We start from the raw sequence: 26,402 nt of genomic DNA, 5'->3' as shown, positions 1-26,402 counted from the left end.
ACTTTTCCCTCCTTAAAGGACAAAATAACTAACTGTTAAACCAACAATAATCGATACACCTAATGACCATTCATGTAAAAATTTGAGTTGATGACTTTTATTTGCAATAAAACTCACGATTAGCATCGCAGCAGCCGCTGTTAAAGCAACAATAGCTGTTTCCACCCCTTTGAATATTTCACCTGCAACAAAGTTACCAAAAACCGCAAGCATAGCAGCACTTGACACAATCATCATAATGGGGAGTTTGCCATCTGCTTGTTGTTTATTTGATACTTTCCTTTCAATCTTTGCTAATGATTTAGTAAATAAGAAGACAAAGAGTAGCCAACCACATCCACCAATACATAAAACCCATGCGACAGTTGCAAACGCTTCTGCAGTAAAACTTTCAGATCCAAGTTCTGTTCCATAAGCGGTTGCAGCCAAATTAGCGCCCATCGATTCAGTAGCAGCAGAACCTATAATGCCTATTCTCATTAATGTTAAAGGGTCACCTAGTAAAGTAATTAAAGATACAGCTACAACCACAATCCCAAATGAAGGACCTATTGCGTTAATCATCCCAACTTTTAAAGCGCTGTTAACATCTTGCTTACTTAGACCTACACTTTCACTTGTTTTCTTTGCCATTTGAATAAATTTAATTCCTTGGAAAATGACTACACCAATGACTGTAAGTGAGATAATCCACACAACTGGATGGCTTGCTATTTTTATTGCCTCCTCCATCATCATCCTCCTAAAATTTATAATTTTCTGTTTTTTTATGATAGTTATATTGAAAAACAATTTATACAAGCTGTCAATTATGATGTAAGGAAATCTAACAATTAAAACTCCGCAAAGATAAGGATATTTACTTACTTTAATAATTCTTTTTGAACAATAAAACGCTTTCATCGTTTTATTAGAATAAAAAAATCGAGGAAAACTCCCCGATTTAGGTATTACGATTTATTTTTAAAAAACAACGGTTTTATTACCATATACAATCACGCGATCTTCAAGATGCCACTTTACTGCTCTCGCTAGAACACTGCGTTCGATTGAGGCTCCTTTTCTCTTCAAGTCCTCTACTTCATCCCTATGATCAACTCGACTTATATCTTGCTCGATAATCGGCCCCTCATCTAAATCATTGGTTACATAATGTGAAGTTGCACCGATAATCTTCACTCCGCGAGCATAGGCACGATCATATGGTTTCGCACCAACAAATGCCGGTAGAAACGAATGATGAATATTAATGATTTTATTAGCTTGAGCAGAAACAAATCGAGATGTCAAAATTTGCATATAACGAGCGAGAATGACAACATCTATATTATACTCTTCAAGTAATTGTAGCTGCTTTGTTTCCACTTCTTCACGATTTTCTTTCGAAGCAGGGATATGGTAAAAAGGAATTCCTAATGACTCAACAATTTCTTTTGCCTCTAGATGGTTACTGATAACTAATGGAATTTCCATCATCATGTCGCCATTCTGCCATTCTAATAGTATCTCTCTTAAACAATGGAGCTGCTTTGAAACAAAGATTGCCGTTCTTTTTAATTCACTATTTTGTTGTAACTTCCATTCCATTTCAAAATCTTGAGCAACATTTATAAATGACTCTTTCATTTGTCCAAATTTTTGTGGAAGTTCAGGACACTCAAATTCAATGCGCATAAAAAAGTTGCCACCTTCATGATCAGTGGAATATTGACTGGATTCGATAATATTAGCTTGGTGTTGAAATAAAAACTTCGAAATGTGGGCGACAATCCCTGGTTGATCAGGGCATTTGATGAGCAAGCGACCCCTGTTTTTATTTTTCTCTTTATAAACTTTTGCTTGATTATTAAATAATGTATTCATGTTGCACTCCTTCAAACTATTTATTGCATTTTAACCTTTTCTTTCATAAAGACGCAAACCTTTTGCAAAAAAAAACACACTCATTGTACATTGCTTGAATTTAGACCCCATTCTCTTATACTATAATAGGAGCATGCAACCTGTGTTTTTATGTTACAAAAATATGACTTTAGTGGCATTTTTGACATAAATAATCGTATTTCGACAAAAAGGAAGGTATAATTATAAAATCACAGGATAATAGTTTCATATAAGGAGGAATTATAAGATGGAATGGGTATTAGCCATTTTACTTGGTGCAGCTGTTGTGTTGCTCATTTTATCATTTGTTAAGGGTAAACAATCGAAATCAGAACAAGAACAACATATTGACCAGGTTTCTTTTTCCTTAATGGATGAAATTCACCAACTACAGCAAAAAGTAAAATTCATGGAAATAGATGCTGAGATAACAGCGGTAGAAGCAGGTACATCTGAAGTACAATCGGATCATAGATTACTTCTACGTGAAATGATTGACCTACATAGAAGAGGATACTCCAACGAAAGCATCGCTCAAAAACTAAAGATGTCATTACAAGAAGTGAATAACCTACTAGCTCCATACGAAAAACGTAGTACGGAAAGGAGTAAAGTAGCTCAATGAGTGAGAAAACGATGCGCAGCTTTGCTGGTGGTTTAATTGTCGCAGCAGTCATTCTCGGGATTACTTATTTCCTTAGTCCGGCCGAAAGCAAACAAACAGAAGCTGCCGAGCCAAAAGCAACAGAAGAAGTCGATCAACCCGCAGAAGCAACCAAAGAAGAACTTAGTACTGAAGAGATGGAAGAAGCCTTACAATCTCAAGGATTTATTATTCATAGTGAAGAAGAATGGAACAATATTAATAAAGATATGAAAGATATCGCTTCTGTTAAAGAAGAAAATGAAAAGCTAAAAAAGCAACTTAACGATGCAAAAGAAAATGAAAATGAAAAAGCTGTTTACCGTACGATGCTCACAGTTACCTCTGGTATGACTAGTATCGACGTCGGTAATGCACTTGAGTCTGCAAAAATCATTAAAAATGGTAAAGACTTCTTTGATGCCGTAGAGAAAAAGGGTCTAGAAAATGATCTACGTCCAGGGACTTTTGAAGTAAATAGTGACATGTCAATGAACGAACTTGTAAATAAGGTATTTAAGAAATAACCATCATGGGAAAAGCACCTGATGTCATCAGGTGCTTTTTTATTGCCTTCCTAACTCTTCCTTCATAAACAAATAGTGAGTAGCAACTGTTTCCTCATACCAATCAGAGCGATTTCAGATAGTTAACTTCTCATATTCAATTTGTCGGTCATCATGTGTAAAAATCGGAAAGATCGCTGCGCAAATTTGATTTGCTCAGTCATCAATTATGCATTCTACAATGTTAGCTGCACAAACTCGATTTACACTTACATAAAGCATAAATTCTTCAATTGAGCAAAAGTCGACTTTCCTTTACTTATAAAGATATTTCGATAAAAAATAGAGCAAAAGCTACATAACTCTCTAACGTTGCTTAAGTTTCTAAGAAGAAAATGAATAATCGTGATATATTAATGTCAAAATACTCCTATATCATTCTATATCGACCAAAAATGAGTGAAGTTTAAATTGATAAAAGAAGATTGGGGAATGTTCATTATGAGTATTTATGTATATCAATCATTTCAACTAAAACAAGAAAACTTTCAAGAAGGCATACAAAATCTCGCTAATATCAAAAGCTTTCGCAACGAAAACTACAGTCACGAGGTTGAAATTCTCTGCCCTATTTCCGGTAATGACCATACCTATTGCCTCATTGCCATATATGAAGGACTCGCCGAGATGGAATTGCAAAATAAAAAAATGTTTGAAGACGAGAAGTATAAGAAAATGATTAGTGATTTCTTCATCGAGCATACTGTTCAGAATAGTATAGAGACCCAATTGTTACGAAGCCTCCAATTACCACCTAAGACAAAGAAATAATAGATAAACATTTCGTTGCCCTATACAAATATCAGAAAATTCATTATAATTAACGCGTCTTGGATTACTTGAAAAGAGGCGTTAATTATGACAGATAGAAGCGATCAAGGTAGGAATATACTTATTTTTATAGGGATTATCACAATTGCATTCAATTTACGCCCTGCGATTACTTCAGTTGGCCCCATTATTGGTGACATACAACATGAATTGCAGTTTAATACGAGTACAGTGAGTTTACTAACCACGCTCCCTTTATTAGCCTTTTCAGCTATCTCCCCCTTTGCTCCTTTTTTTGCAAAAAAATGGGGAATTGAGAGGGTGCTTTTCTGCGGTCTAACACTGATAGGTCTAGGTGTCTTCATGCGCTCTACTAATTTTATTTTCATACTATTTCTTGGTACCTTCATGATCGGGTTAGGGATAGGTATTTGTAACGTGTTACTCCCAAGTCTTGTTAAAGCACAATTCCCATTAAAAATAGGGCTAATTACTGGCATATATACGTTAGCAATGGGGGTATTTGCTGGCTTTGCACCAGGTATTAGTGGAACACTTTCTAGCAATGGGATTGCATGGAAAACCAGTCTACTAATTTGGGTAATCCCTGTTTTACTTGCTTGTCTTCTATGGATACCATTTATTAAAAAGACACCTAAAAAAAACCCTGTTCCTCTCCTTTCATTCTCTACATTGTTTAGGTCGGGAATAGCATGGCAAATCACCGGTTTTATGGGGTTGCAATCGTTTATCTATTTTGGTTTTTCCACATGGTTACCAGAGATATTGATAATAAAAGGTTTCACGTTAGAAATGGGTGGTTGGATGCTAACTATCATGCAAATCTCGGGTTTACCAGCGAGTTTTTTTATTCCTATTTTAGGAGAAAGATTATCACATCAAAAATGGATTGGGTTAGGGATTGGTACAACCCTTATTACAGGTTTATGCGGGTTATTTCTCACTTCAAATATGGTGATCACATTTCTAAGTATTATCCTCATTGGTCTTTCTTTAGGAGCTGCGATAAGTCATTCATTAGCATTAATGAGTCTACGATCTATGAACAGTGAACAGGCTGCCTCTCTTTCTGGCATGGCCCAATCTTTTGGTTATTTATTGGCAGCATGTGGTCCTTTCTTACTTGGACTTCTTTATGACCTTTTTCACCAATGGCATACAGCATTTTTTGCCCTTATTACTATTGCCGTTCTTTTTACTTTATGTGGGATCGGGGCTGGAAGAAATGTTTTTGTGCAGGAAACCACAAACCTCAAGCAAATCTCTTAAATCATTTAGCTGGGTTCATAATTACAACCCAGCTTTTTTTACTTACTACTCTTTGATTACAGGAATCCAAATTTCTGAGTAAAAATTGCTACGGTTGGAACCATCTTCAGGATATACCTCTAACTCAGCTGTTCCCGCATGTCTATAACCGCTCGTTGGAAACCATTCTGAGAATATTTGTTTCCACGTGTGTTGGATTGCTTTAGGCATCTCTCCATGCACTTGAAATACGGCCCAAGTTGAGGCTGGTATCGTTATTGTTTCAAAACTAGTAGAATGCCCATTATGATTGACAGCAATCCAATAGTCAATTTCCCTATGATTTATATGATCCACGCAAACCCCAAGCACACCTTTTATTGAGCCATTATTTAATGAAAGTAAGCGATCACAAGTCCCATCTTGATTCACTTGATTCCATAACTTTGGAATTTCTGTTAGGTTTGCATCGTTTTCAAGGGAATAATTCTTTCTTATGCCTACTACTTGAAAGCTATCTTTTGAAATTATTGTATGATTCATTGGTTCCGCTCCTTCTAATGTTACATGTATTTTTAAGGGCTGATATAATTTCAACTTTCCACGGTATTTCTTTACTTCTGATGGTGAGATATGATGTTGCTTCTTGAATGCCTTAGTAAATGCTTCTGGGGTTTCATAGCCATATTTTAGGGCAATATCAATAATTTTCTCATCATTATTACCAAGCTCAATAGCTGCACCCGTTAATCTTCGTCGTCTTATATATTCCCCTAGCGTCATATCCGTTAAAATGGCAAACGTTCGTTGAAAGTGAAAAGGAGACGTATTCGCTTGTTTTGCTACCTCCTCACTGTTTAATTTTTTCAACAGGTTTGCTTCAATATAATCCAACGCTTTTTGTATATCTGTTACCCAACTCATAGTCTCTTCTCCTTCGGTTCGATTGTATACCGAATCATTTATTTACTCCTGTCATTTATTGCTCTGTTTGGATAGGTTAACTACGGTCGCATAAAAGAACAAACACTTCCTATCACTGCAGTATTCCTTACCATTTTTCACATGATAAGTGTACATAATATTTATATTAATTCGAAACACTAGAAAAGGTAAAAGAATTACAGTAGGGATCTTCCATTTAATCATCCGGAGTTACGCTTTGACAATAAAAAAGGTGGTATATGACAGTGAATAATGAAACTAAACATCAGAAATTCGGGGCCGTCTTTTATTGGTCAGTTGGTATTTTACTCGTTTTAATTTTTATCGGTGCATTCGCTCCAAAAGTGATGGAAAACTATACAGCTGCTATTCAGTCAGCCATCACCTCTACTTTTGGCTGGTATTATTTAATCATAGTCACGGTTTTTGTCTGTGTTTGCTTATTTTTAATTGTTAGCCCTTATGGGAAATTAAAACTGGGGAAGTCAGATGAAAAACCAGAATATAGTTATCCTACTTGGTTTGCCCTTTTATTTAGTGCCGGGATGGGTACAGGACTCCTTTTCTGGGGAACAGCAGAACCGATTTCTCATTTCGCAATTGACTCTCCTACAGGGCAAACGGGTACCGATCAAGCAGCAATGGATGCTTTAAGGTATGTCTATTTTCATTGGGGTATTCATGGTTGGAGTATATACGTCATTATTGCTCTTTGTCTTGCATTTTTCAATTTTCGTCGAGGGGGAGATGGTTCAATTAGCTCTACACTATCTCCTATTATGAAAAATACCGATGGTCCGTTAGGAAAACTAATAGATATTATCGGTATTATTGCCACTGTTGCGGGAATCGCCACTACTCTTGGTTTTGGTGCTAGTCAAATTAATGGCGGGATCTCTTACATTTGGAATATCCCTAATTCTTTTCTCATTCAATTAGTGATTATTATCATTATTACAGTCATTTTCTTAATCTCAGCCACCACTGGGATTGATAAAGGTATCAAACTCTTATCCAATGTCAATATGATACTTGCGCTCGTACTCCTACTCTTTTTTATTGTTTTTGGTTCAACTGTTTATTCCTTAAATTTGTTCACAGACACGATTGGAAAATATATACAACGACTGCCAGAGATGAGTTTTAGATTAACACCCAATAATGAGCAAAGCAGAGAGTGGATTAACAATTGGACGATTTTTTATTGGGCATGGTGGATGGCATGGTCACCGTATGTCGGCACATTTATAGCAAGAGTATCTAGAGGAAGGACCATACGTGAATTTACTATTGGAGTATTGCTTGTACCTACCATTGTTACATTTATTTGGTTCGCTTTCTTAGGAGGTACTGCTATCGATATGCAAATGACAGGGATAGCTGATTTGGCTTCAATGACTACAGAGCAAATGCTATTTGGAACATTAGCAGAGATGCCGATTAGTTTTATTACCTCTGTCCTCTCTCTTATCTTGATTGCTATTTTCTTTATTACATCAGGTGACTCCGCTACTGTTGTGTTGGGGATGCAATCAGTTAAAGGTGTGTTAAATCCGACGAATCGTAATAAACTCATATGGGGTGTCTTACTATCAGCCATCGCCACTGTATTGCTCTATTCTGGTGGCCTACAAGCACTACAAAATACAATGATTATTGCTGCCTTCCCATTTTCGTTCGTAATGATCCTCATGACGATATCTTTAATCAAAGAACTGCAGCAAGTAAAAAGAGAACTAGAGCTTTCAGGCGCAACCAAAGATAAACTAATGTCAAGAAGGTTACAAAAACAATTAATCAAACAAGAACTAAAAGATGAAAAACGTTGGATTGAGAGTAAAATGGAAGAAGAGAAAAAACGCTTAAAAAAGAAAAAGAAAGAAAAAATGGAAGAACTAAATAACAAGAAGGAGGAATAACCTCCCCCCTCTTGTTTTTTTAGTTCTTCACAATGTAGCTGTTATTCTTCTAGCCACTTCAATACCATTCTCCATACAATCCGGAATCCCTGAACCATAGTAAGAACTTCCTGCTATATACACGCCAGGATATTTTTCTATAAGCGTTTGTTCAATTCCTTTGATTAAATGCGGGTGGTCCAGTGTATAAGTAGGCATTAATTCATTCCATTTTGTTATTTCCCATACAATGGGTTCAGCTGTTAGTTTTAAGCTTTTCTGTAAATCTTCTCTTGCAAGATCAAGTAATCCTGTATCTTCCATATCCTTCACGCTAGCGAATGAAGGGTGGCTACTTTTGTAGAAGAGACGGACAAGCAGATTCCCACTTTTAGACGTATGTTTCCATTTTCTACTCGTCCATGTACAAGCATTACAGTGTAGCTCATTATTGCTTGATGTAATAAAGCCAGTTCCATCTTTGGGTAAGACCGCATCAGGAACATCGAATCCTATGTAAACACTAATGAGTGAGCTGTTTTTCATGTTAGAAAAATACTGATTCAATGCTGCGTCATCAAGTAATTGTTGCGCAACTTGATGTGGAGTGCTCAAGACAATATGATCTGCTTTCATCACTTCACCATTTGAAAAACTCACCTTATAATGTTGCTTCACTTTTTGTATTGATTGTGCCTCGTATCCTTTTTTGATTTCCACTGCCCCAAGAGATTTTTCATATGCGTCAATAATTGTTGAAAGACCATTTTTGAAAGAGAGGAACTTCCTTTCACCGCTACTCTGATATTTCTCCTTATGATCATTGAACCCCATGATAATGCTTCCGTATTTCTTTTTATATTCGAAAACAGCTGGTAAGGTAGATGAAATCGTCAAATCTTGTAGTTTTCCAGAATAAACACCCGATAATACTGGAGCAATCTGCTTCTCTACTAATTCCTCGCCAAAATAATAGGTAAGAAAGTCACCAATACTATCTTCAACTGTAAATGGATTCTTATGGTGATAAACGTCTTTTAATGCTCGAACTTTACCTTCAGCAGAGACTAATGTAGTTTTAGCCAATGACTCGATACTTGTCGGTATACCAAATACAGCATCAACTGGGATGGGCTTTATCTCGCCATCGGTAAATAAATAAGAGCGACCTGTCCCGTTATAAACGACCTCATCACTTAAATTCAGTTCTGAAAAGATTTCTCTACCCATTACTTTCCTTGAGACAATAGAATCAGCGCCCGTTTCCATCATAAATCCATCCGCTTCAACGGTTTTAATTTTTCCACCTAGATGATTTTGTGCTTCTGTTAATATAATGCGAATGTCGCGATTGTTTGCGTTTTTCCATTTTTGTAGTTCATGGGCAGCTGACAGACCATTTATGCCACCACCGACGATCAACACCGTTTCCATTACGTACACCTCAACTTTTTCTCAATGATAATAGTTTATCACAACATCACTACTTCAACTCAATCTCTATCAACAATTGAATGACTTTTGCATTTAAAAAAGATTTTTTTGATAAATATGTAGGGATACTTCATTTCACTTACGTCTATTAAGTTGTATTCAAAAGAAAAGGTGGGAAAATGCATGATTGAGGTAAATAAGATTTATCATTCTTTTGAAATAGGTAAAAAAGAGAAGAAAACGGTCATACCTGTTCTGAAGGATGTATCATTCCAAATTAACAAAGGAGAAATTGTATCCATTGTAGGTAAAAGCGGATCTGGAAAATCAACTTTACTAAATATTATTAGCGGATTTATTAAACCAACGGATGGTGAAGTTAAGATTAATAATCAAACTGTGACGGAGCTTTCTGAAGGAGAGTTTGCCTCCTTTAGACTTCAGCATATCGGTTTTATCTTTCAAAACTTTCAATTGATTCCAAGTATGACAGCATTCCAAAATGTTGAATTGCCGTTAACTTTTAAAGGGATGAATGAAAAGGAACGTAAACAAAAAACGTTAGAGACACTTGAGCGTGTTGGACTAGCAGAGTTCAAGGACCATTACCCAAGCGAATTATCAGGCGGACAACAACAACGGGTCAGTATTGCTCGTGCACTTGTAGTGAATCCACCTCTTATTCTTGCTGATGAACCAACGGGTAGCCTAGATAGTGACACCGAGAAAAGCTTACTCGCTTTCATTAAACAATTAAATGAAGAATTAGGGATTACTTTTCTTATCATTACTCATGATGAAGAGGTTGCCGAGTTCGGTCATCGCACAATAGAAATTGTTGACGGTCATGTATTGGAGGAAGTAGGGAAATGACATTTAAAGATCAGTTTAAGTTCGTTAGACAAAATTTAAAGAAAAATAAATCTAGGTTATTTATGACAGTACTTGCTACTGCGATTGGTGTTGCATTCTTAATTGTACTTGCCTCTGTCGGCTTCGGACTTCATAAATCGATTATTTCTGATATGATGCAAAACCAATTGGTTACCCAAGTGGAGATATACGGGAAAGAAGATTCACAAGGACTAACAAATGAAGATATTACTTATTTTGAAGAAATGGACGGAGTGGAAGCCGTTACCCGCAGGAATGAATTGGCGCAGATGCCTTTCTTCCAACTAGATGACTATACATCTAATACGAATGCCATCGTCACACACTTTCCATCAGAGATTAAAGCAGACTTCAAGCTCGCCTCTGGGCGCTTACCTGAGGGGGAGAATGAAGTTGTTGTCGGTTATCACTTTACTGACAGCTTAATTAAAAACGGTGCTAACCCTGAGAAATTGTACGATGATGAAGGAAATATCAACGAGGACTATGTCTATACTGATGACTTGCTAAATAAAGAAATGGACATGGAAGTCATTAAATTAACAGATGGGAAAGAAACGAAGAAAACCATTTCTGTTAAAATTGTAGGAATCGCTGAAAAGCCTGCTCGCGATTGGGCATATGAAGCACATGTCTTTATTTCCGAAGAAATCTTACAAGAAGTTGAACAATTCACTGGCGTTATGCGCGGTGCCACTGAAATGTACGAAGGCGGCGAACTTGACGCCAAACAATCGGAAGACGTCTATGATTATGTAAAAGTATACGCAAATAACGTTCAAGAAGTAGAAGGAATTAACAAGACTCTTGAAGATAAAGGCTATATGATTTATTCGATTGCCAATGAAATGAAACAAATGAATGTCATCTTCCTTATTATGAAAATCGGCCTTATCTTTATTGGTACGATTGCATTGATTATTGCATCTATTGGTATATACAATACGATGACAATGGCTGTAACGGAAAGGGCACCGGATATCGGAATTATGAAAGCGATTGGTGCACATCCACGTACAATTAAAAATATCTTTTTATTAGAGAGTACTTATATCGGCTTATTAGGCGCCATCTTTGGGACGATTGTTGCTTATGGTGTCAGCTTCCTAGTCAATTTATCTGTACCATTTATTATTCAAACAGCATTTGATGAGGCAGCTCCAGAAGGACTATTATTGTCATATATCCCTTGGTCACTGACCCTTATTAGTGTCGGTATTTGTTTACTCGTTACCGTATTCTCAGGTCTCCGCCCTGCAAAGAGAGCAACAAAAGTGGATGTTCTTAAGGCGATGAGAAGAGAATTATAATCAAAATCAGTACCATAACAGGCCACCCTAAAGCCAGTTTTGAGCATTTCTTCATTTGCACAACTGGCTTTTTCTTTTTTTATCATTTCACTTAAACCAATTCGCCCCTTCATCCATGTGAAGAAAAGGAATATCCGTGTCCACTTTACCAGTCATTCTCTCGATTGATAACTCTTTTCCTAATAGCCAAGAAGCAAAGTCAATCTCATAAGGTTGTTGATTTCCTCCCAATGCCATCCATACTTTTAGGCTACGCGGAAAATATACAGATGTATGAATAGTCCCCGCCCAGCTTCCATACAAATCAGAAAATACACCTTTACCTATACCATTCATCAATTGAAAAGCTTGCTCTGGACTACTCATTGCTGCGCGATTTTCTTCCATAACAGCTAAACGACGCTTTGAATCTGCTAATTGATGACGGTTTTCTGATAAGAGTTTCTCAAAATGGTTTGTACAGGATAGAGTTTCACGCACTGTCACTTCTCTTGGGGTGGTTTCCACTGCCGCACTTCTTCCCTTCTTATCATGAACAACATAAGTAAAGGAATGACGATGAGGAATTTCTTTTAACATCGCAACTGCTTCTTCAACATCTTGACATGACTCTAAAATAAGTCTGCCAATCATACAACAAATAAAACCATCACCTGGTCTTCTTCTATTCATAAAGTTATAGCCCATTGCTAAACCACACTCATTCATACCATCCATTCGCCCTGTTACTCGTTGCGATGGACCAATCATACTATAGCCCATTCCATCAGTCGGTTGGAATAGTGTATATCGCCCTTCATATGTTTTGGGATGATAATCATAATTGCGGATTAAATAATCCTCACCTATATATATAGAACAGCCTGATTTATGATGATTCACGCGATAGCCACCGTATTCTTGTAATACCCGCTCTATTGGCCATTCTAATGCCTCTTGTAAACCCATTAGTTCATCCCAAACACCTGGAGCAAAGTGTGTAATCATCGACTTTGCCTCTTCTACATTGATAGTAAAGCGTGGCTTCCTTACCTTCCACTGGTCTTCTCTATTTTTCACGGACAATGAGTCCTTTAATAACTCCCCTTGCAAGAAACCATAATCATAATGATTGCCTCTAAATTGAATAATATCACTATAGATTTTCTTCATATGTATCCTCCTCACAGTTGCTCTCAACATAAGCATACTGGAAGTCCTTCGGAAAATAAAGACAACTCGCCAGTGCAAATTAAAAAGCAGGAAACCATTAACTTTTCAACTAATATTCTACTTGTTGTGTTCATAATCATTAATGTAAACTCCTTCCATTTCATTCTTTTGCCAATACAAAAAAAAAACGAACAAAGCTATTGAAATAGCATTTGCCCGTTTTAATGCAAGAACTTCTTTATATCGTTTTATTAATATTTCTCCCAGACTGCCTCTCATAATTGCGTATAATCATGCTATTTCCCTTCGTCATGGCGAATCTTTCATAGTACGGAACTAAATCATCATCACAAGATAAGTCAATCATATAAATATCGCTCAGTTCCTGTAGCATCCTCTTTACAAGTGTTTCTCCAATACCTTGCTGTTGATAGTCTGGTCGTACTTCTAGCAGCGGAATGTATGCCGAGATCACACCATCACTGATAGCTGTAATAAAGCCTACGACTCTATCGTTCGTTTCATCAATGGCCACAATCGCTTTATAGCTATTGTGCATTAGGTATAGATGCGTTTTCGGTTGCGGATAATTCCCCCATCCCACAAAAAAACCTGATAGCATGTCTATCGTTATATCTTGTAGATTACTCGTATATATCATTCTTTAACCCCTTTTCTCGTTAGATTAGGCTGAAAAGAAGATATATATTGATTCATATAATAACAAACAACTTGCCCCTTTCTTACTCTCTCAACTAACTATTCTACAGTAACCCTGGTTATCCTGCCTTCAGTATTAGTTTGAAGTAAACCATTTGTATAACTGTTGCGATTCAATAGTTAGGTAAACATTCGTATCTTTTCTAAAATCGATTACACCAGCCTGAGAAGTATTGACACGATCCGCTGTTAATTTCCAAACTTTTGGTCCAGCGTAATATTCATGATCTGTCACGACTTTATACCATGTATTGCCACCCTCTTGTGATTCTGTTATTGTAAAATTACCGACCTTTTTCTCGAAGTCCCCATTACCTTCTCCCATTTTCACTTCAATGACCTTATTACCTTGGTCATTTTTATAAAAATTCACTTCTTTATTTGCTGTTGTTCTGATATCCCCTGAAGGTGTTGCCTTAAAAGCGATTGAACCAGTATAATACGGAGGTCCTTCCTCTTCATCTACTTGAGTAGCGACAACTTTCAGTTTTAAATTTCCTGTTTTCCCTTGGAAGTTAATATCATTATCACCATGTGGCCACCTTGCGAAAATACGAAATTGCTCGTTATCCACTGTCGGTTTAAATGTTGAAGTATGATCGATTTCCTTCCACTCCCCATTCACTTTTCTTTCTAATGACAAAACAATTGGCGAATTGCCATTGGCAGGGAATAATTTACCCGATGGAATTAAATCTACTTGATACTCAACGGGCACCTTCGTATCATTTTTTTGAATTTCAAAAGCATAAACTTTGACAGGATCCATCCCTGGGTAAAAATTCTCACCTAAGGAGAATTGTCCATCCCCAATTGTCTCACCGCTTTCATTCACTGCGTTCACATTAAATTTTGCAGCTTGAACTGTGTTTCCTGTACTCGTAAAGCTTTTAGAAAAATAAGCAACTGTCCCAAAAATAGCTGTAGCAATTAATAATAATGCCAATGAACTTAACGATAATTTTGTTTTCAACTCTTCTCCCCCTCAAATTCATTTATGATTTTTTTGTTCCTTTTAAATAGCTTGTCTGAAAAAATAATGGCAAGAACAATGAAAAACATCAAACTTAAACCAATTGGACTGATCAAGAATTCAGCAATAGAGCCTACTTTCGGCAACACCCATTCTACTTTACCTGTTAGATGTTCAGACCGTATCTTCGTCTCATCCTCAGTATTATTTGCATCGCCTTTCGTCTTAAAAAATGAGCCAGATTCATCCTTAGCTACTTCAGTTACTCTGTGAGTGACAAAGTCTGCCCCATTTCGGTATGTAATCACATCATTTTCGTTGATTTGATTAAACGTAGATTGTTTAACCACAACAACATCACCTGGTGAGATACTCGGCTCCATGCTTCCTGTTAATACAATAAGAAGACTTCTCCCAAATAGAGATGGTGGCTTTTCTTGATTTTGGTCACTAGTGATTAGCGTGTATAAAGAAAGAACACCTAATAAAATGAGAAGGACAAATAAACTATTACCAATGACCGAAATGACCTTTCGAATACTTCCTCCTCCCTTCTCGTTTCAATTGTTCTTCAATTAAGAATAAATATAGTAATATTAGGAAAATATGACAAGAGAGTAAATACCTAAATATTCAGAAATTTAAGTATAAAAATCAAAACCTGTAACAAACCACTACTTTTTACCTAATGATTTATTATTCCTATCTTATCATTCGTTTACGTAACAATTTGCTATAAAAGTAGAAAAAAGCCCCTGTCTTCAAATGATATAGAGGGCTTTTTGGACTATTACTATTTATTCATTTATAATTCTGTTCTAATCATCCATAACTCAGGGAAGAACTGTTGATCAATGACTTTCTTTAGATAACCGACGCCAGATGAGCCACCTGTACCTTTCTTGAAGCCTATTATTCTCTCTACTGTTTTCATATGCCTAAATCTCCATTGTTGAAACGAATCCTCAATATCTACTAGTTTCTCTGCTAATTCATAGAGCTCCCAATACTTCTCGTTATTTAAATACACCGATTTCCATGCTTCTTTAACCGATTCATTATATTCATAAGTATCTTCTACATCTCTACAAAGTATCGTCTCATCAATTGTTAATCCATTACGCTGTAAACAATGGATACTGACATCATAGAGACTTTTTGCTGCATATGATTTCAACAACTCTTCTTTCAAGTCAGCATCTTTTTGATAGATTTTTAGCACATGCGGTGTTTTATACCCTAGTGCGAATTCTATCATACGATATTGATAAGATTGAAAGCCTGAAGCTTGGCCGAGGAAAGGTCGAAACGCGATATACTCAGATGGTGTGAGAGTAGATAGAACGTCCCAAGCCTGTATAATTTGAGATTGTGTTTTCGTTACCCTAGATAAGCATTTTTGTGCTGTCGACAAGTCATCAGCTTCAATGGCTGCAATACTTGATTGAATTTCATGTAAGATAAGTTTCATCCATAATTCAGATACTTGATGAATAATAATAAACAACATCTCATCATGGTGACCAGACAACCTTTTTTGCGCGCCCAGTACTTGATCTAGTTGCAAGTATTCACCATATGTCATATTCTCATCGAATGCGGTATGTATCCCATTTTCATTCTCAAACGGGGGCTGCCCCTGTTTATTTGTCATCATGCACCCCCTCCTTCTAATTTTCTTATTACTGCTCTTACTGGACTGCCATCCCCGCCTTCAATTCTTAGTGGAAGAGCAATCAGTTCATAGTCTCCCTGTACAATATCATGAACAACGATATTTTCTAGTATATGAATATTATGTTGATGGAGCTTATGGTGAATAGGTAATGCTTTACTATCCAATTCATCCACTGACGGAAAATCAACACCAATCAGTTCCACCCCACATTTTTTTAAATATAACGGGACATCTTCACTGATGACAGGGACCCTTGTTGGAAAATGCTTTGGCTTAGGCTCACTACTCGTTTTGATTAATAGTCGCTTTACATTCTGTAATGGGAATTGGTCTAATAAGGCGGTTGTGATTCTTTCTTCACCTGATAAATCAATCAGTTTAGCTCTACCAATATACAAATTAATATCTAATTCATTTGTCTTTTTACCATCTTCTATAAAATGAAACGGTGCATCTACATGGGTACCGATATGTATACTTGTAGACAGTTGACCAATATTAACCGAACCAGTCTCTTCTCTCGTTGCAGATAAGTTAAAAGAAAAAGCTTCATCTCCTGGCCAATGTGCCATCCCATTGTGCAGTGGCTGAGAAATATCTATCCAATGTCCCATCAGGCAATCACTCCTCGTATATTTTCGAACTTTTTATATGTTTCCTCTTCCATGATTTTCTTCAATATGTTTATTGCACGCCATACATCTTCAAACGAATTATATAAGGACACAGGTGCTAAACGGATTCCATCTGGCATGCGAAAATCAGGAATAACACCTTCCTCCTTTAAAGCTTTGCAAATTCTCGCAGCCTCTTTATGCCCAAGTAAAAGATGTGCCCCTCTACTCTCATCCGTGCGGTTGTATAGTTGAAAGGCAAAAGGTTTTAATTCATAGTGAATTAAGTCCATCATATAATCTGTTAATTGCAAAGACTTTTGCCTAATAGCATTAATCCCAACTTCATCAAACATAGAAAGCGCTCCCAATAATGGTGCCATACTTAAAATTTGTGGCGTGCCCATTTGATATGCACTTGCGTCATCTGCTACAGTCATCTCATGTTCCATGTCAAATTGCTTCTGTTTATGAGAACCAAACCAGCCAGCTAAGCCAGGAGCTGTTCCATGATGACATTCATTGATATATAAACCACCTACAGCACCAGGTCCACCATTTAGATGTTTATAATTGCACCAAAAGGCAAAGTCAACATTCCATTCTGTTAATGAATGGGGAATGGCTCCAATGGAATGACATAAATCAAAGCCAATTAGTATGTCTCTTTTATGAGCTTCTTCGACTAACCTTTTCATTTGGAGAATTTGTCCACTTCGATACAATACACTAGGTAAAATAATGAGTGCAATTTCTTCATTCATCGCTGCAATAATATCTTCTTCGCGAATAAATTGACCATCTCTACTTTGAATACTAATAAATTGTTCCTCTGAATAGCCTCTTATACGAAGATGACTTTTGATCGCATAAATATCAGACGGAAAGTTTAGCTCATCCGCGATAATCTTATTTTTACCTTCTTTTGGTTGGAAAAAGGTAGCTAATATTTGATGCAAATTAACTGTCGTAGAATTAGATGCGATAACTTCTGCTTTCTTAGCTCCTACGAGCTTGGCCAAGCTTTCCCCAATTGTTTCGGCCATATAATACCACGGAGCCCCTCCCTCGGTCCAACCATCAATTGCGTATTCCTTCCATGATTGAATTACTTCATTTAGTGATTTTTCAGCTCTTTTAGATAATAACCCTAAAGAGTTTCCATCTAGATATATTAAATCGTCTCTCAGGTAAAATTCCTTACGATATTTTGCCAGTTGATCTTGTTGGTCTTTCTCCATTGCAAACGCAAGTGAGTATCTGTTCAAGCAAACACAACCTTTCTGAAAATTATCTATATCGCGAAAATTATAGCTAACTTCTTTCATCTTTGCAATGAATAACCGTTTAAATCATTTATGTCAAAAAACGCACAATCTAATTTTGCTTACAAATTGTTAACCTATTTTGATATAATAAGTAGTAATACACTATTAGGGGGAACTATAGATAATGAAGAAAATTTTTGCAGCTATACTTACTGCAGCACTTGTCTTTTCACCAGTAGGAACAACAATCTTCCAAGACCAGGTTTCAACTGTTGAGGCGAAATCTTATAAATCAGGTAAAAAAGGTGTAAACTTTAATAAAAGCACGACAAACAATAATAACCAATCGAACGTTCAAAATAATCAGCAACAAAAAAACAACACAGCAACAAATCAACAACAAAAGAATAATGGTGGTTTCTTTTCTGGCGGATTAATGAAAGGACTTATGTTAGGTGGACTAGCGGGATTATTATTTGGTGGCCTGTTTGGAAATATGGGTATGTTAGGTAGTATTCTTGGTTTACTTGTCAATGTTTTAGCTATCGTCTTTGTCATTATGATTATTCGTAAAATCTTTACGATGATTAAAGATAAAAAGAAAAAACAGGAACCAAATCCATGGAACAATTAATTATTCCTGAACAAGATATTGTCAATGCATTATGTGTGTACATTTCTCGTAAAAAACAAGTGAAGCTAGAAGAAGTCGAAATTGAGCTCATGTATGATGACGATTATGGTTTCTCTGCCGAATCTCATGTTGGCGGCCGCAAGCAAGTCTTGATTACAGCGAATATGATCGAAGCATTAAGATTATGGTTAGATGAATTTCTTAATCGCGATCCATATGCAGGTATAAACCTCGTACTCGACGATGAGCAAGGAATTATCGCTGTTGTACAATAAACAAGTTTTGTAAAAAGAGCATCCGTAAAGGATGCTCTTTTATTATTGGTATATAAGTTAAATCACCTTTGTTTGTTTAGTGATTACTTCTTTTTCTTTTGCTGGTTTTTTTGACCAGTACGTAGCTAAAATAGGACCCGATATATTATGCCAAACAGCGCCTAAAGCACTTGGAATAGCGGCAACTGGACCAAAGTGAGCAGTTGCTAACGAAACACCTAACCCTGAGTTTTGCATGCCCACCTCAATAGCAATCGCTCTTCTCGTACCTTCATCCATTTTGAAAAGCACGCCAGCCATGTATCCTAATAGTAAACCTGCTGCATTATGGAGCATCACCGCAATAAAGACAGAAAGCCCAGAAGAAGCAATTTTCTCAGCATTCCCTCCTACAACAGCGGTAACGATAATAATGATTGCTGTAACAGAAATAAGTGGAACAACGTTTATACTTTTTTCTACGATAACCGGGAATATTCTCTTCACTACTAAACCAAGTATAATAGGAACGATAATTACTTGAACAATTGATACAAACATACTCCACGCATCAACGGGCATCCATTGACCTGCTAGAGCTAAAAGTATGAGCGGTGTAGCTATTGGTGCAATCAAAGTGGATAACGATGTCATTGTTATCGATAAGGGTACATTTCCTTTTGCTAAATACACCATGACATTAGATGCTGTACCACCCGGGACTGACCCTAATAATACTAATCCCGCTGCTAATTCTGCCGGTAATTGCATAAGGTAGGCAATAGCGAAAGCTGTCAAAGGCATTATTGTAAATTGTGCTACAAAGCCCAGTAAAACTGGGAGTGGGTGAGAAAATACTAATTTAAAGTCTACCGGTTTTAATGTTAAACCCATACCGAACATGACTACGCCAAGTAACAAGGTGATATATCCACCGAAGACTACGAATAACGGTGGATAGAGATAAGCCACAACTGCAGCAATAATAACAAGAAAAGCAAAATACTTTCCTGCGAGATTACTAACGGTTTCCAGAATCTTCAATTAACTCTCCCCCTCTGAATTAAAAGGAATAACCTTATTTGGGTTTAAGATGTGATTTGGATCTAAGACATTCTTAATGTTCCTCATCACTTCTAATGCCTTCCCATGCTCTTGTTCTTGATATTTCATCTTTCCTACCCCAACACCATGTTCGCCAGTACAAGTGCCACCCTTTTCTAAAGCATACAAGACAAGTTGTTCATTGAAATGTTTAGCTTTGTTTACTTCTTCTTCATTATTCAAATCAATCATCACAAGCGAATGGAAGTTTCCGTCTCCTACATGTCCCGTCAGGCCACCAATTAAATTAATCTCATCTAGGCATTTTCTTGCATAAGTAACGGCACCCGCTAATTCTGAGATCGGTACACATACGTCTGTTACCATCATTTTCTTTCCTGGATAACCGTGTACATAAGCGTAGGCTAAATTATGTCTTGCATCCCATAAAAGGTTACGAGCAGCCGTATCTGTTTCAAATGTTATATCTTGACAATGGAAATCAGCTACAATTTCTCTCATGAATTCTATATCTTGTTGAAGCCCTGCTTCATTACCATGAAATTCTAAAAATAGCGTTGGCTTAATCTCGTAATTAGTCTCACTAAAAAGATTCACTTGATTAATTGAAGCTTCATCTACCAATTCAACTCTGCCAATCGGAATGCCAGCTTGTAGGATACCAACTACAGCACCAACTGCATCATCAATTGTAGGAAAGGTTGCTCTACCAGCCATTTGGAATTCTGGAATACCGTACACTTTTAACGTCAACTCAGTAAAGCAGCCTAAAGTCCCTTCTGACCCGACAAATAGTCCATTTAAATGATAGCCAGAAGAAGATTTGGCGGCTAAACTACCGGTATGTATGATCTCCCCATTAGCTAAAACCACTTCTAAATCTAGTACTTGATCTCTCATTACACCATATTTAACTGAAGTGGTTCCACTTGCATTGGTTGCTGCCATCCCGCCTAATGTAGCATCAGCACCTGGGTCAACAGGGAAAAACAAACCGTATTTTTTTAACTCTTTATTTAGTTGCGAACGTGTCACACCAGGTTGAACTTTTACTAAAAAGTCTTCTTCCTTAACTTCTAAAATTCTATTCATTTCAGTAAAATTCATCGTTATTCCCTTTTTGTAAGGAATGACATGTCCCTCTAAACTCGAACCAACCCCGAAAGGAATAATGGGCGTTTGGAATTCTCCCGCCTTTTGTATAATTTGACTTACTTCACTAGCATTTTTGGGATAAACAACAATATCAGGATGACTACCTTTATGATAGGATTCATCTTTACTATGTAAGTCAAGAATGGTTTCATTAATAGATACTTGTTCATCTGTTAAAAAACTCAATAAAGCGCTTACTAATTCTTGATTATTCGTTTGACTGCCCTCTGTTGTTTTCATTGTTTAGTCTCTCTCCTTACAAATCAAAATTGTACAGACCAATTATTGAATTTTGAGAAAATTGGTCTAACATGTTCTCATTGTACAAGAAAATTCAAAAAAATCAATAATTAAAAATTTAAAATTGCTGCATTTTCCCTTTTTTTGTATGATGATATGAAAGGGAGTGGAAATCATGTCGCAAAAGAAAAAAATACATATGATTATTACAGAACAATTAGAAGGATATATTATCAATCAACAACTATCATCAGGAGATCGCCTCCCCCCTGAAAGAGTACTTGCAACTCTCTTTTCCTCTAGCAGAACATCAATTAGAGAAGCATTGAAAATTTTAGAAATGAAAGGTGTCTTAGAGATTCGGCAAGGTAGTGGAACATACATTAGATCAGTTGATTGTTTAACTTCTGAAGCACCTATCCTTTCTGCTAATCCAAAGACAAATATATATGAAATGTTAGATTTACGAAAAGTTTTAGAAGTGGAGTGTGCTGGTTTGGCATCATCTAGAGCGACATCAACAGATATAGCCAATATCCGCCATTCGCTTTTAGCGATGGAAACGGCATCCACGCCCGAAGACGGCATCCACGCGGATTTTCAATTTCACTTACATATCGTTTATGCGTCACACCATTCTATATTTATCAAACTCATGACTAACCTTACTGAACATATGAAAAATACTATAAAAGTAACGAGGTCAAACCGGTTTGCAGAAGACAATAAACGGGAAAAATCTACTATGGAAGAGCACCGTGATATTTATTTAGCAATTGCATCAGGAAATGGGAATGAAGCGCGGCAATTAATGAGTAACCATATTAATAGGGTAAGAAAAGAATTAAGCGAATCAATGCTTTTCAATGAACAAGCAGAATCCTACTTATAAATAATAAAGTCGGCTAAAATAAACCTACTTGATGTTTGGAGGAATAATAATGAAAACTATTTATGACTTTGAAGTAAAAAAAACAAATGGTCATACAGAACAGTTAAAAGATTTTGCAGGAAAAGTAATCCTAATCGTTAATACTGCCAGTAAGTGCGGCCTTACTCCTCAGTTTGAAGGATTGCAAGAGCTATATGAAAAATATAAAGATAAAGGCTTTGTCATCCTTGGTTTTCCATGTGCTCAATTTAACAACCAGGAATTCGCTAATATCGATGAAACAACAGAGTTTTGTCAAGTGAATTATGGTGTCTCCTTTCCAATGTTTGCAAAGATAGATGTAAACGGTGATAACACAGAACCACTGTTTTCTTATTTAAAAGAAGAGAAGAAAGGTGTACTTTCAAAGAATATTAAATGGAATTTCACCAAGTTTCTTATTGACCGGAATGGGGAAGTATACGACAGATACGCACCAACAACCGAACCGGAAAAATTAACGAGTGACATTGAAAAATTGCTCTAAAATTAACATAAGGAATCCCCTATTAAATATAGGAGTTTCCTTATGTTCTATTTTCTATGATCAAAAAAAAGGCCCCCATTCGGAACCTTTTATTATATCAGTTTATTTTTTCTTTTTAGATAATCTACCGAGTAAGAATGCACCAGCAGCAACGCCAAGAATAGTATTTGTCTTTTTATTAAATACTTGTTTTGCAACGAGATTGATGTTTTGTGGTCTTTCTGCGAGACGTCGCATGTAATAACCGTACCAGTCATCACCAAACGGAATATATGTGGTAAAGTTGTAGCCTTCTTTCGCAAGCTCTAATTGCATTTCTTTCCTGAATCCATATAACATCTGGAATTCAAATTGATCATTTGGAATATCATGTTCCTTTACAAATTTCTTCACATGATTAATTACATGATGATCATGTGTTGCAATCGACGTGAATTTACCATGTAACAAATGATATTCTATTAGTTTAATATAGTTGCTATCAATCTCTTCCTTCGCAGTATACGCAACTTCAGCTGGTTCTTTATATGCACCTTTTACAATACGCAAACGATAATTTTTATATTTTTCTATATCTTCTATTGCTCTATAAAAATAGGCCTGGATAACAGTCCCTATATTATCATAACTTTTTGATAATTCATCCAATAAATCAAATGAAGGTTGTAAACGGCCATGATCCTCCATATCAAAATTGATAAAGATGCCATATTCATGAGCCTTACTTACTATTTCTTTTAAGTTCTCCAAACAAAAGGAGTAATCAATGTCTAAACCTAATTGAGATGGTTTTAACGAAATATGAGCATCGACTTCATGCTCATGAATCGCTTCAACAACTGCTAAGATTTGTTCTTTTGCTGCAGTCGCATCCTCTTTTTGATTAACAAATTCCCCTAGATTATCGACTGTACATGCGATACCATGGGCATTTAATTCTTTAATCTTAACAATCGCTTCTTCAATATTTGTACCCGCAACGACACTTTGAGCACCCAGTTTTAAACCATATTTTTTTGCTGCACTATTTAAAAATTGATTTTGAGATAAGCCTATAAATAGATCTTTCAGCATAGCGATTACTCCTTGTCTATTAATTTTTACATGGTCATTATATCATAAATTAGCAATAAAAATTATTTTGCGAATAATTATTTTTTTCCTATATTTAAGAAGAAACAATGATTTCTTTCTTTAAAATAACTGTACCACTAAAAGAAAGGAAACAAACCAAAAAATTATATTTAAAAAATAAATAAAGGCGGAAAAGAAGATAAAAATATGTCCATTTCTAATAGTTGTATTTATGTATGATAATTGCGTGGGACGAAATCTAGGGAAGCGCATTGACGAAAATCATAACAAACAACCGAATGAAGAAAAATGATCAATTCCATAAAAAAAACGAACAAACACTATTCCCTAGTATTTGTTCGGATTCTCATTTCGCATATTCCCTTGTTCCTCAGTAACCTTATAAATCAGAGATAATAATATATGTTGCATTTATGGGTCCATGTACACCGACGACTAAGTTCATTTCAATATCAGCAGAATTACTTGGTCCAGTTATAAAGTTAATACAACTAGGAATTACTTCTGTTTCTTTTATTTTTTCCCGGATATAGGCAGCTGCTTGTGTCATTCTCGGTACGATAGAACTTCTAGGTACAAGTATAATTGATTTTTCCGGTAAGAAGCTGACTGTCCTGCCTTTGTATTTATCACTAAATAATACGACAGTTCCCGATTCTGCAAGGGTAATCTCGCTAATCGTTAATCCGATGTTTGCTTTTTCAGCTATTGCTATATTTTCTACTTCAACTTCATGATTCCATTCATAGTACGCTACCCCTTGCTTATGCAATTCATCAAGCTTGGCTGTTACTCCCCATGCTTTTAATCTACTATCACGCCAAGTTACGATGGATTCACCGCCGTAATCTGACACTCGGTCTTCTAATGTTTGCGGCAAGTTTGATAGATTTGTTTCAATCAAGTCCGTGTGAATTAATTTGCATTGGTTCTTTAAGACCGAAATTAATTCGGACTGCGATGCCCCCTTTAACACCCGCTTTTGTGGGGCATATTTCCACTCGGGTTTTTCTATCTTCTTCCTCACTTCTTCTTTTCCTAATCGTGCTGCAATTTTCTTAAGAAATATATCTCTATTTTCAATCGCCATGATTCTTTTCCTCCTTGCCCCTTTGTTTAAACCAGTCACGGAATCTTTCCTTTTGCGGAGCAGGAAAATCACGGATTTCCGTCCACGCCTTTAATGGACCGACACCTTTTGTTAGCTTTGTCCCATCAGAAAATGGCCCAACAGCCTTTGAGGCAAATTTCCCACCCATTTTATATAAAGCAGGAGAAGCTGCTCCAAGACCAAAAGCTTTCATCGCTAACTTTTCAGAAATGGGGGCTTTTCCTTCTTTTTCAACAATGACTTGCCTATGTTTATGAAGAAGGTCATGCAATGGTATTTTCACCGGACAAACCTCAGTACACGCCCCGCACAATGTGGAAGCATAAGGAAGTTCTTTATATTCTTCATAACCACCGAGTAATGGAGAAAGTACTGCACCAACTGGACCTGAGTAGATAGAACCGTATGAATGTCCGCCTACATGACGGTAAACGGGACATACATTTACACAAGCGGCACAACGTATACATTGGAGGATCGATTGGAATTCTCCACCTAAAATATTTGAACGACCATTATCAACAATAACTAAATGAAACTCTTCTGGGCCATCCACTGCTCCCTCTTCTTTTGGGCCACTTAAAACGGTAACATAACTTGGTAATTTCTGTCCGACTGCACTACGAGAAAGCATTCCTACTAATACTTCTAATTCTGTAAACGATGGCACAAGTCTCTCCATTCCCATAACAGTTATTTGTGTATCGGGCAAAGAAGTTGATAAGTCGGCATTTCCTTCATTCGTTACGAGGCAGATTGAACCTGTTTCAGCGACGGCAAAATTACATCCAGTTATACCTATATCTGCTGTTAAATATTCATTTCTTAGCATTTTCCTAGCATGTTGTGTTAATTCCTCCGGTCTATCTGTCCCCTGGTAACCTAATTTCCTGGTAAACACATCTCTTACTTGTTCTTTATTTTTGTGTAGTGCTGGAGCAACAATATGTGATGGAAGGTCATGATCATCGATTTGCAAAATATATTCACCTAGATCTGTTTCAATGACCTCACACCCAACCGATTCCAAATGATGATTGAGATCGATTTCTTCTGTCACCATTGACTTCGACTTTACTACTTTCTTAGCATTTTTCTTCTTAATTACACCTTTAATGTAATCATTAGCCTCTTCTGGTGTTTGCGCGAAAAAAACATGTCCACCTAACTTTTCTACATTTTCACTTAGTTGAAACAGATAATAATCTAGATTTTCTAATACATGTTGTCTAATTTCTTCCCCATGTGCTCGCCATTCTTCCCAATCGCCTAATTCATTTGCTGCATCCTGTCTACGCACTTCCAAGCGATCTTGCGCCCCTGAAACCGCCCCTCTCATAAAGCGATTTTCTAAACCAGACGCTACTCGATCAGTAAATTGCTCATTTCCAATCCTCATTGGCATATCAAT

The 26,402-nt window shown here is 36.6% G+C and carries 27 protein-coding genes; 11 read left to right on the top strand and 16 right to left on the bottom strand.

What is annotated here, in order from left to right; genetic code table 11:
- Positions 1-12: 12 nt before the first annotated feature.
- Both U9M49_RS14965 and purU read right to left on the bottom strand, forming a co-directional pair.
- Positions 13-732, bottom strand: a complete 720-nt coding sequence (locus tag U9M49_RS14965) for a DUF5058 family protein (protein ID WP_322910061.1) — start codon at positions 730-732, stop codon at positions 13-15.
- 231 nt (positions 733-963) lie between these two features.
- Complete coding sequence (gene purU, locus U9M49_RS14960; RefSeq protein ID WP_095370034.1) at positions 964-1,863, bottom strand: formyltetrahydrofolate deformylase; 900 nt, start codon at positions 1,861-1,863, stop codon at positions 964-966.
- Positions 1,864-2,131: 268 nt separating this feature from the next.
- On the opposite strand from purU, the gene U9M49_RS14955 reads away from it, so the two are divergent.
- The 4 genes from U9M49_RS14955 (at position 2,132) to U9M49_RS14940 (ending at position 5,154) form a co-directional block, all read left to right on the top strand.
- Positions 2,132-2,509, top strand: a complete 378-nt coding sequence (locus tag U9M49_RS14955) for a hypothetical protein (RefSeq protein WP_095370035.1) — start codon at positions 2,132-2,134, stop codon at positions 2,507-2,509.
- Complete coding sequence (locus U9M49_RS14950) at positions 2,506-3,054, top strand: hypothetical protein (RefSeq protein ID WP_095370036.1); 549 nt, start codon at positions 2,506-2,508, stop codon at positions 3,052-3,054. The genes U9M49_RS14955 and U9M49_RS14950 overlap by 4 nt, the downstream gene beginning before the upstream one ends.
- 480 nt (positions 3,055-3,534) lie before the next feature.
- Positions 3,535-3,864, top strand: coding sequence for a hypothetical protein (locus tag U9M49_RS14945; RefSeq protein ID WP_095370037.1), 330 nt, complete (start codon positions 3,535-3,537; stop codon positions 3,862-3,864).
- Positions 3,865-3,951: 87 nt separating this feature from the next.
- A complete protein-coding gene (locus U9M49_RS14940) occupies positions 3,952-5,154 on the top strand; it encodes an MFS transporter (protein ID WP_322910060.1) in 1,203 nt (400 codons plus the stop codon).
- Positions 5,155-5,199: 45 nt separating this feature from the next.
- Here U9M49_RS14940 and U9M49_RS14935 read toward each other — a convergent pair whose 3' ends face one another.
- Entirely contained in the window at positions 5,200-6,057 is an 858-nt protein-coding gene (locus tag U9M49_RS14935) for an AraC family transcriptional regulator (protein ID WP_322910059.1), read from the bottom strand.
- A 266-nt stretch (positions 6,058-6,323) separates the two neighbouring features.
- Here U9M49_RS14935 and U9M49_RS14930 point away from each other — a divergent pair, with 266 nt between their 5' ends.
- Positions 6,324-7,997, top strand: coding sequence for a BCCT family transporter (locus U9M49_RS14930; RefSeq protein WP_307318024.1), 1,674 nt, complete (start codon positions 6,324-6,326; stop codon positions 7,995-7,997).
- 27 nt (positions 7,998-8,024) lie between these two features.
- On the opposite strand, the gene hemG is transcribed toward U9M49_RS14930, so the two are convergent.
- Positions 8,025-9,410 (bottom strand): protoporphyrinogen oxidase, encoded by a 1,386-nt coding sequence (hemG, locus tag U9M49_RS14925; protein ID WP_095370040.1) that lies wholly within the window; start codon positions 9,408-9,410, stop codon positions 8,025-8,027.
- A 183-nt stretch (positions 9,411-9,593) separates the two neighbouring features.
- On the opposite strand from hemG, the gene U9M49_RS14920 reads away from it, so the two are divergent.
- Entirely contained in the window at positions 9,594-10,283 is a 690-nt protein-coding gene (locus tag U9M49_RS14920) for an ABC transporter ATP-binding protein (RefSeq protein WP_095370041.1), read from the top strand.
- The gene (locus U9M49_RS14915) at positions 10,280-11,614 is read left to right on the top strand and encodes an ABC transporter permease (protein ID WP_307318028.1); all 1,335 of its coding nucleotides are present in this window, start codon (positions 10,280-10,282) and stop codon (positions 11,612-11,614) included. The genes U9M49_RS14920 and U9M49_RS14915 overlap by 4 nt, the downstream gene beginning before the upstream one ends.
- Before the next feature lie 87 nt (positions 11,615-11,701).
- Here the strand turns inward: U9M49_RS14915 and U9M49_RS14910 are convergent, their stop codons facing one another.
- The 7 genes from U9M49_RS14910 to kynU all read right to left on the bottom strand — a co-directional run bounded on the left by U9M49_RS14910 (position 11,702) and on the right by kynU (position 17,992).
- On the bottom strand, positions 11,702-12,766 hold the full coding sequence (locus U9M49_RS14910; RefSeq protein ID WP_307318029.1) for a C45 family autoproteolytic acyltransferase/hydolase: 1,065 nt from the start codon (positions 12,764-12,766) through the stop codon (positions 11,702-11,704).
- A gap of 238 nt (positions 12,767-13,004) precedes the next feature.
- Complete coding sequence (locus U9M49_RS14905; protein ID WP_322910058.1) at positions 13,005-13,427, bottom strand: GNAT family N-acetyltransferase; 423 nt, start codon at positions 13,425-13,427, stop codon at positions 13,005-13,007.
- 135 nt (positions 13,428-13,562) lie between these two features.
- The gene (locus U9M49_RS14900; protein WP_180316991.1) at positions 13,563-14,459 is read right to left on the bottom strand and encodes a hypothetical protein; all 897 of its coding nucleotides are present in this window, start codon (positions 14,457-14,459) and stop codon (positions 13,563-13,565) included.
- A complete protein-coding gene (locus U9M49_RS14895) occupies positions 14,456-14,977 on the bottom strand; it encodes a signal peptidase I (RefSeq protein WP_322910077.1) in 522 nt (173 codons plus the stop codon). The genes U9M49_RS14900 and U9M49_RS14895 overlap by 4 nt, the downstream gene beginning before the upstream one ends.
- Before the next feature lie 287 nt (positions 14,978-15,264).
- The gene (kynA, locus tag U9M49_RS14890; protein ID WP_322910057.1) at positions 15,265-16,113 is read right to left on the bottom strand and encodes a tryptophan 2,3-dioxygenase; all 849 of its coding nucleotides are present in this window, start codon (positions 16,111-16,113) and stop codon (positions 15,265-15,267) included.
- Entirely contained in the window at positions 16,113-16,751 is a 639-nt protein-coding gene (gene kynB / locus U9M49_RS14885; RefSeq protein ID WP_095370048.1) for an arylformamidase, read from the bottom strand. The genes kynA and kynB overlap by 1 nt, the downstream gene beginning before the upstream one ends.
- The gene (gene kynU, locus U9M49_RS14880; protein ID WP_322910076.1) at positions 16,751-17,992 is read right to left on the bottom strand and encodes a kynureninase; all 1,242 of its coding nucleotides are present in this window, start codon (positions 17,990-17,992) and stop codon (positions 16,751-16,753) included. The genes kynB and kynU overlap by 1 nt, the downstream gene beginning before the upstream one ends.
- A gap of 211 nt (positions 17,993-18,203) precedes the next feature.
- Between kynU and U9M49_RS14875 the strand changes: the two genes are divergently transcribed.
- Both U9M49_RS14875 and U9M49_RS14870 read left to right on the top strand, forming a co-directional pair.
- Positions 18,204-18,653 (top strand): hypothetical protein, encoded by a 450-nt coding sequence (locus U9M49_RS14875; protein WP_095370049.1) that lies wholly within the window; start codon positions 18,204-18,206, stop codon positions 18,651-18,653.
- The gene (locus U9M49_RS14870) at positions 18,641-18,928 is read left to right on the top strand and encodes a YxcD family protein (protein WP_224935623.1); all 288 of its coding nucleotides are present in this window, start codon (positions 18,641-18,643) and stop codon (positions 18,926-18,928) included. The genes U9M49_RS14875 and U9M49_RS14870 overlap by 13 nt, the downstream gene beginning before the upstream one ends.
- Positions 18,929-18,985: 57 nt before the next feature.
- Here the strand turns inward: U9M49_RS14870 and U9M49_RS14865 are convergent, their stop codons facing one another.
- Positions 18,986-19,951 carry a bile acid:sodium symporter family protein gene (locus U9M49_RS14865; RefSeq protein WP_307318035.1) on the bottom strand — a complete coding sequence of 322 codons (966 nt, stop codon included), beginning with the start codon at positions 19,949-19,951 and terminating at the stop codon, positions 18,986-18,988.
- A complete protein-coding gene (locus U9M49_RS14860; protein ID WP_322910056.1) occupies positions 19,952-21,367 on the bottom strand; it encodes an FAD-binding oxidoreductase in 1,416 nt (471 codons plus the stop codon).
- Positions 21,368-21,542: 175 nt separating this feature from the next.
- Here U9M49_RS14860 and U9M49_RS14855 point away from each other — a divergent pair, with 175 nt between their 5' ends.
- Together U9M49_RS14855 and U9M49_RS14850 are read left to right on the top strand one after the other, a co-directional pair.
- Positions 21,543-22,259, top strand: coding sequence for a FadR/GntR family transcriptional regulator (locus tag U9M49_RS14855; RefSeq protein ID WP_233435279.1), 717 nt, complete (start codon positions 21,543-21,545; stop codon positions 22,257-22,259).
- Positions 22,260-22,308: 49 nt separating this feature from the next.
- A complete protein-coding gene (locus tag U9M49_RS14850) occupies positions 22,309-22,785 on the top strand; it encodes a glutathione peroxidase (protein WP_307318038.1) in 477 nt (158 codons plus the stop codon).
- Between the two features lie 102 nt (positions 22,786-22,887).
- Here U9M49_RS14850 and U9M49_RS14845 read toward each other — a convergent pair whose 3' ends face one another.
- The 3 genes from U9M49_RS14845 to U9M49_RS14835 form a co-directional block, all read right to left on the bottom strand.
- Positions 22,888-23,859: a proline dehydrogenase family protein gene (locus U9M49_RS14845; protein WP_095370054.1), complete on the bottom strand. Its 972-nt coding sequence runs from the start codon at positions 23,857-23,859 to the stop codon at positions 22,888-22,890.
- A 400-nt stretch (positions 23,860-24,259) separates the two neighbouring features.
- On the bottom strand, positions 24,260-24,970 hold the full coding sequence (locus U9M49_RS14840; protein ID WP_322910055.1) for a lactate utilization protein C: 711 nt from the start codon (positions 24,968-24,970) through the stop codon (positions 24,260-24,262).
- Positions 24,960-26,396, bottom strand: coding sequence for a LutB/LldF family L-lactate oxidation iron-sulfur protein (locus U9M49_RS14835; protein ID WP_095370056.1), 1,437 nt, complete (start codon positions 26,394-26,396; stop codon positions 24,960-24,962). Before U9M49_RS14835 ends, U9M49_RS14840 begins: the two co-directional genes overlap by 11 nt.
- Positions 26,397-26,402 lie beyond the last annotated feature (6 nt).

The organism is Cytobacillus sp. OWB-43, from assembly GCF_034651445.1.
GTDB classification, from domain to species: domain Bacteria; phylum Bacillota; class Bacilli; order Bacillales; family Cytobacillaceae; genus Cytobacillus; species Cytobacillus kochii.
The sequence above is the reverse complement of the archived record's forward strand: the minus strand, read 5'-3'. Positions and strand labels throughout refer to the sequence as shown.

Bases quoted from the DNA above. Each gene is read 5' to 3' on its own strand.
- kynA (WP_322910057.1), bottom strand. From the start codon at position 16,113: ATGACAAATAAACAGGGGCAGCCCCCGTTTGAGAATGAAAATGGGATA.
- kynU (WP_322910076.1), bottom strand. From the start codon at position 17,992: ATGGAGAAAGACCAACAAGATCAACTGGCAAAATATCGTAAGGAATTT.
- U9M49_RS14935 (WP_322910059.1), bottom strand. From the start codon at position 6,057: ATGAGTTGGGTAACAGATATACAAAAAGCGTTGGATTATATTGAAGCA.
- purU (WP_095370034.1), bottom strand. From the start codon at position 1,863: ATGAATACATTATTTAATAATCAAGCAAAAGTTTATAAAGAGAAAAAT.
- U9M49_RS14910 (WP_307318029.1), bottom strand. From the start codon at position 12,766: ATGAAGAAAATCTATAGTGATATTATTCAATTTAGAGGCAATCATTAT.
- U9M49_RS14835 (WP_095370056.1), bottom strand. From the start codon at position 26,396: ATGCCAATGAGGATTGGAAATGAGCAATTTACTGATCGAGTAGCGTCT.
- U9M49_RS14965 (WP_322910061.1), bottom strand. From the start codon at position 732: ATGGAGGAGGCAATAAAAATAGCAAGCCATCCAGTTGTGTGGATTATC.
- U9M49_RS14860 (WP_322910056.1), bottom strand. From the start codon at position 21,367: ATGAAAACAACAGAGGGCAGTCAAACGAATAATCAAGAATTAGTAAGC.
- U9M49_RS14920 (WP_095370041.1), top strand. From the start codon at position 9,594: ATGATTGAGGTAAATAAGATTTATCATTCTTTTGAAATAGGTAAAAAA.
- U9M49_RS14905 (WP_322910058.1), bottom strand. From the start codon at position 13,427: ATGATATATACGAGTAATCTACAAGATATAACGATAGACATGCTATCA.
- kynB (WP_095370048.1), bottom strand. From the start codon at position 16,751: ATGGGACATTGGATAGATATTTCTCAGCCACTGCACAATGGGATGGCA.
- U9M49_RS14940 (WP_322910060.1), top strand. From the start codon at position 3,952: ATGACAGATAGAAGCGATCAAGGTAGGAATATACTTATTTTTATAGGG.
- hemG (WP_095370040.1), bottom strand. From the start codon at position 9,410: ATGGAAACGGTGTTGATCGTCGGTGGTGGCATAAATGGTCTGTCAGCT.
- U9M49_RS14870 (WP_224935623.1), top strand. From the start codon at position 18,641: ATGGAACAATTAATTATTCCTGAACAAGATATTGTCAATGCATTATGT.
- U9M49_RS14840 (WP_322910055.1), bottom strand. From the start codon at position 24,970: ATGGCGATTGAAAATAGAGATATATTTCTTAAGAAAATTGCAGCACGA.
- U9M49_RS14845 (WP_095370054.1), bottom strand. From the start codon at position 23,859: ATGCTGAAAGATCTATTTATAGGCTTATCTCAAAATCAATTTTTAAAT.
- U9M49_RS14950 (WP_095370036.1), top strand. From the start codon at position 2,506: ATGAGTGAGAAAACGATGCGCAGCTTTGCTGGTGGTTTAATTGTCGCA.
- U9M49_RS14875 (WP_095370049.1), top strand. From the start codon at position 18,204: ATGAAGAAAATTTTTGCAGCTATACTTACTGCAGCACTTGTCTTTTCA.
- U9M49_RS14850 (WP_307318038.1), top strand. From the start codon at position 22,309: ATGAAAACTATTTATGACTTTGAAGTAAAAAAAACAAATGGTCATACA.
- U9M49_RS14855 (WP_233435279.1), top strand. From the start codon at position 21,543: ATGTCGCAAAAGAAAAAAATACATATGATTATTACAGAACAATTAGAA.
- U9M49_RS14955 (WP_095370035.1), top strand. From the start codon at position 2,132: ATGGAATGGGTATTAGCCATTTTACTTGGTGCAGCTGTTGTGTTGCTC.
- U9M49_RS14915 (WP_307318028.1), top strand. From the start codon at position 10,280: ATGACATTTAAAGATCAGTTTAAGTTCGTTAGACAAAATTTAAAGAAA.
- U9M49_RS14945 (WP_095370037.1), top strand. From the start codon at position 3,535: ATGAGTATTTATGTATATCAATCATTTCAACTAAAACAAGAAAACTTT.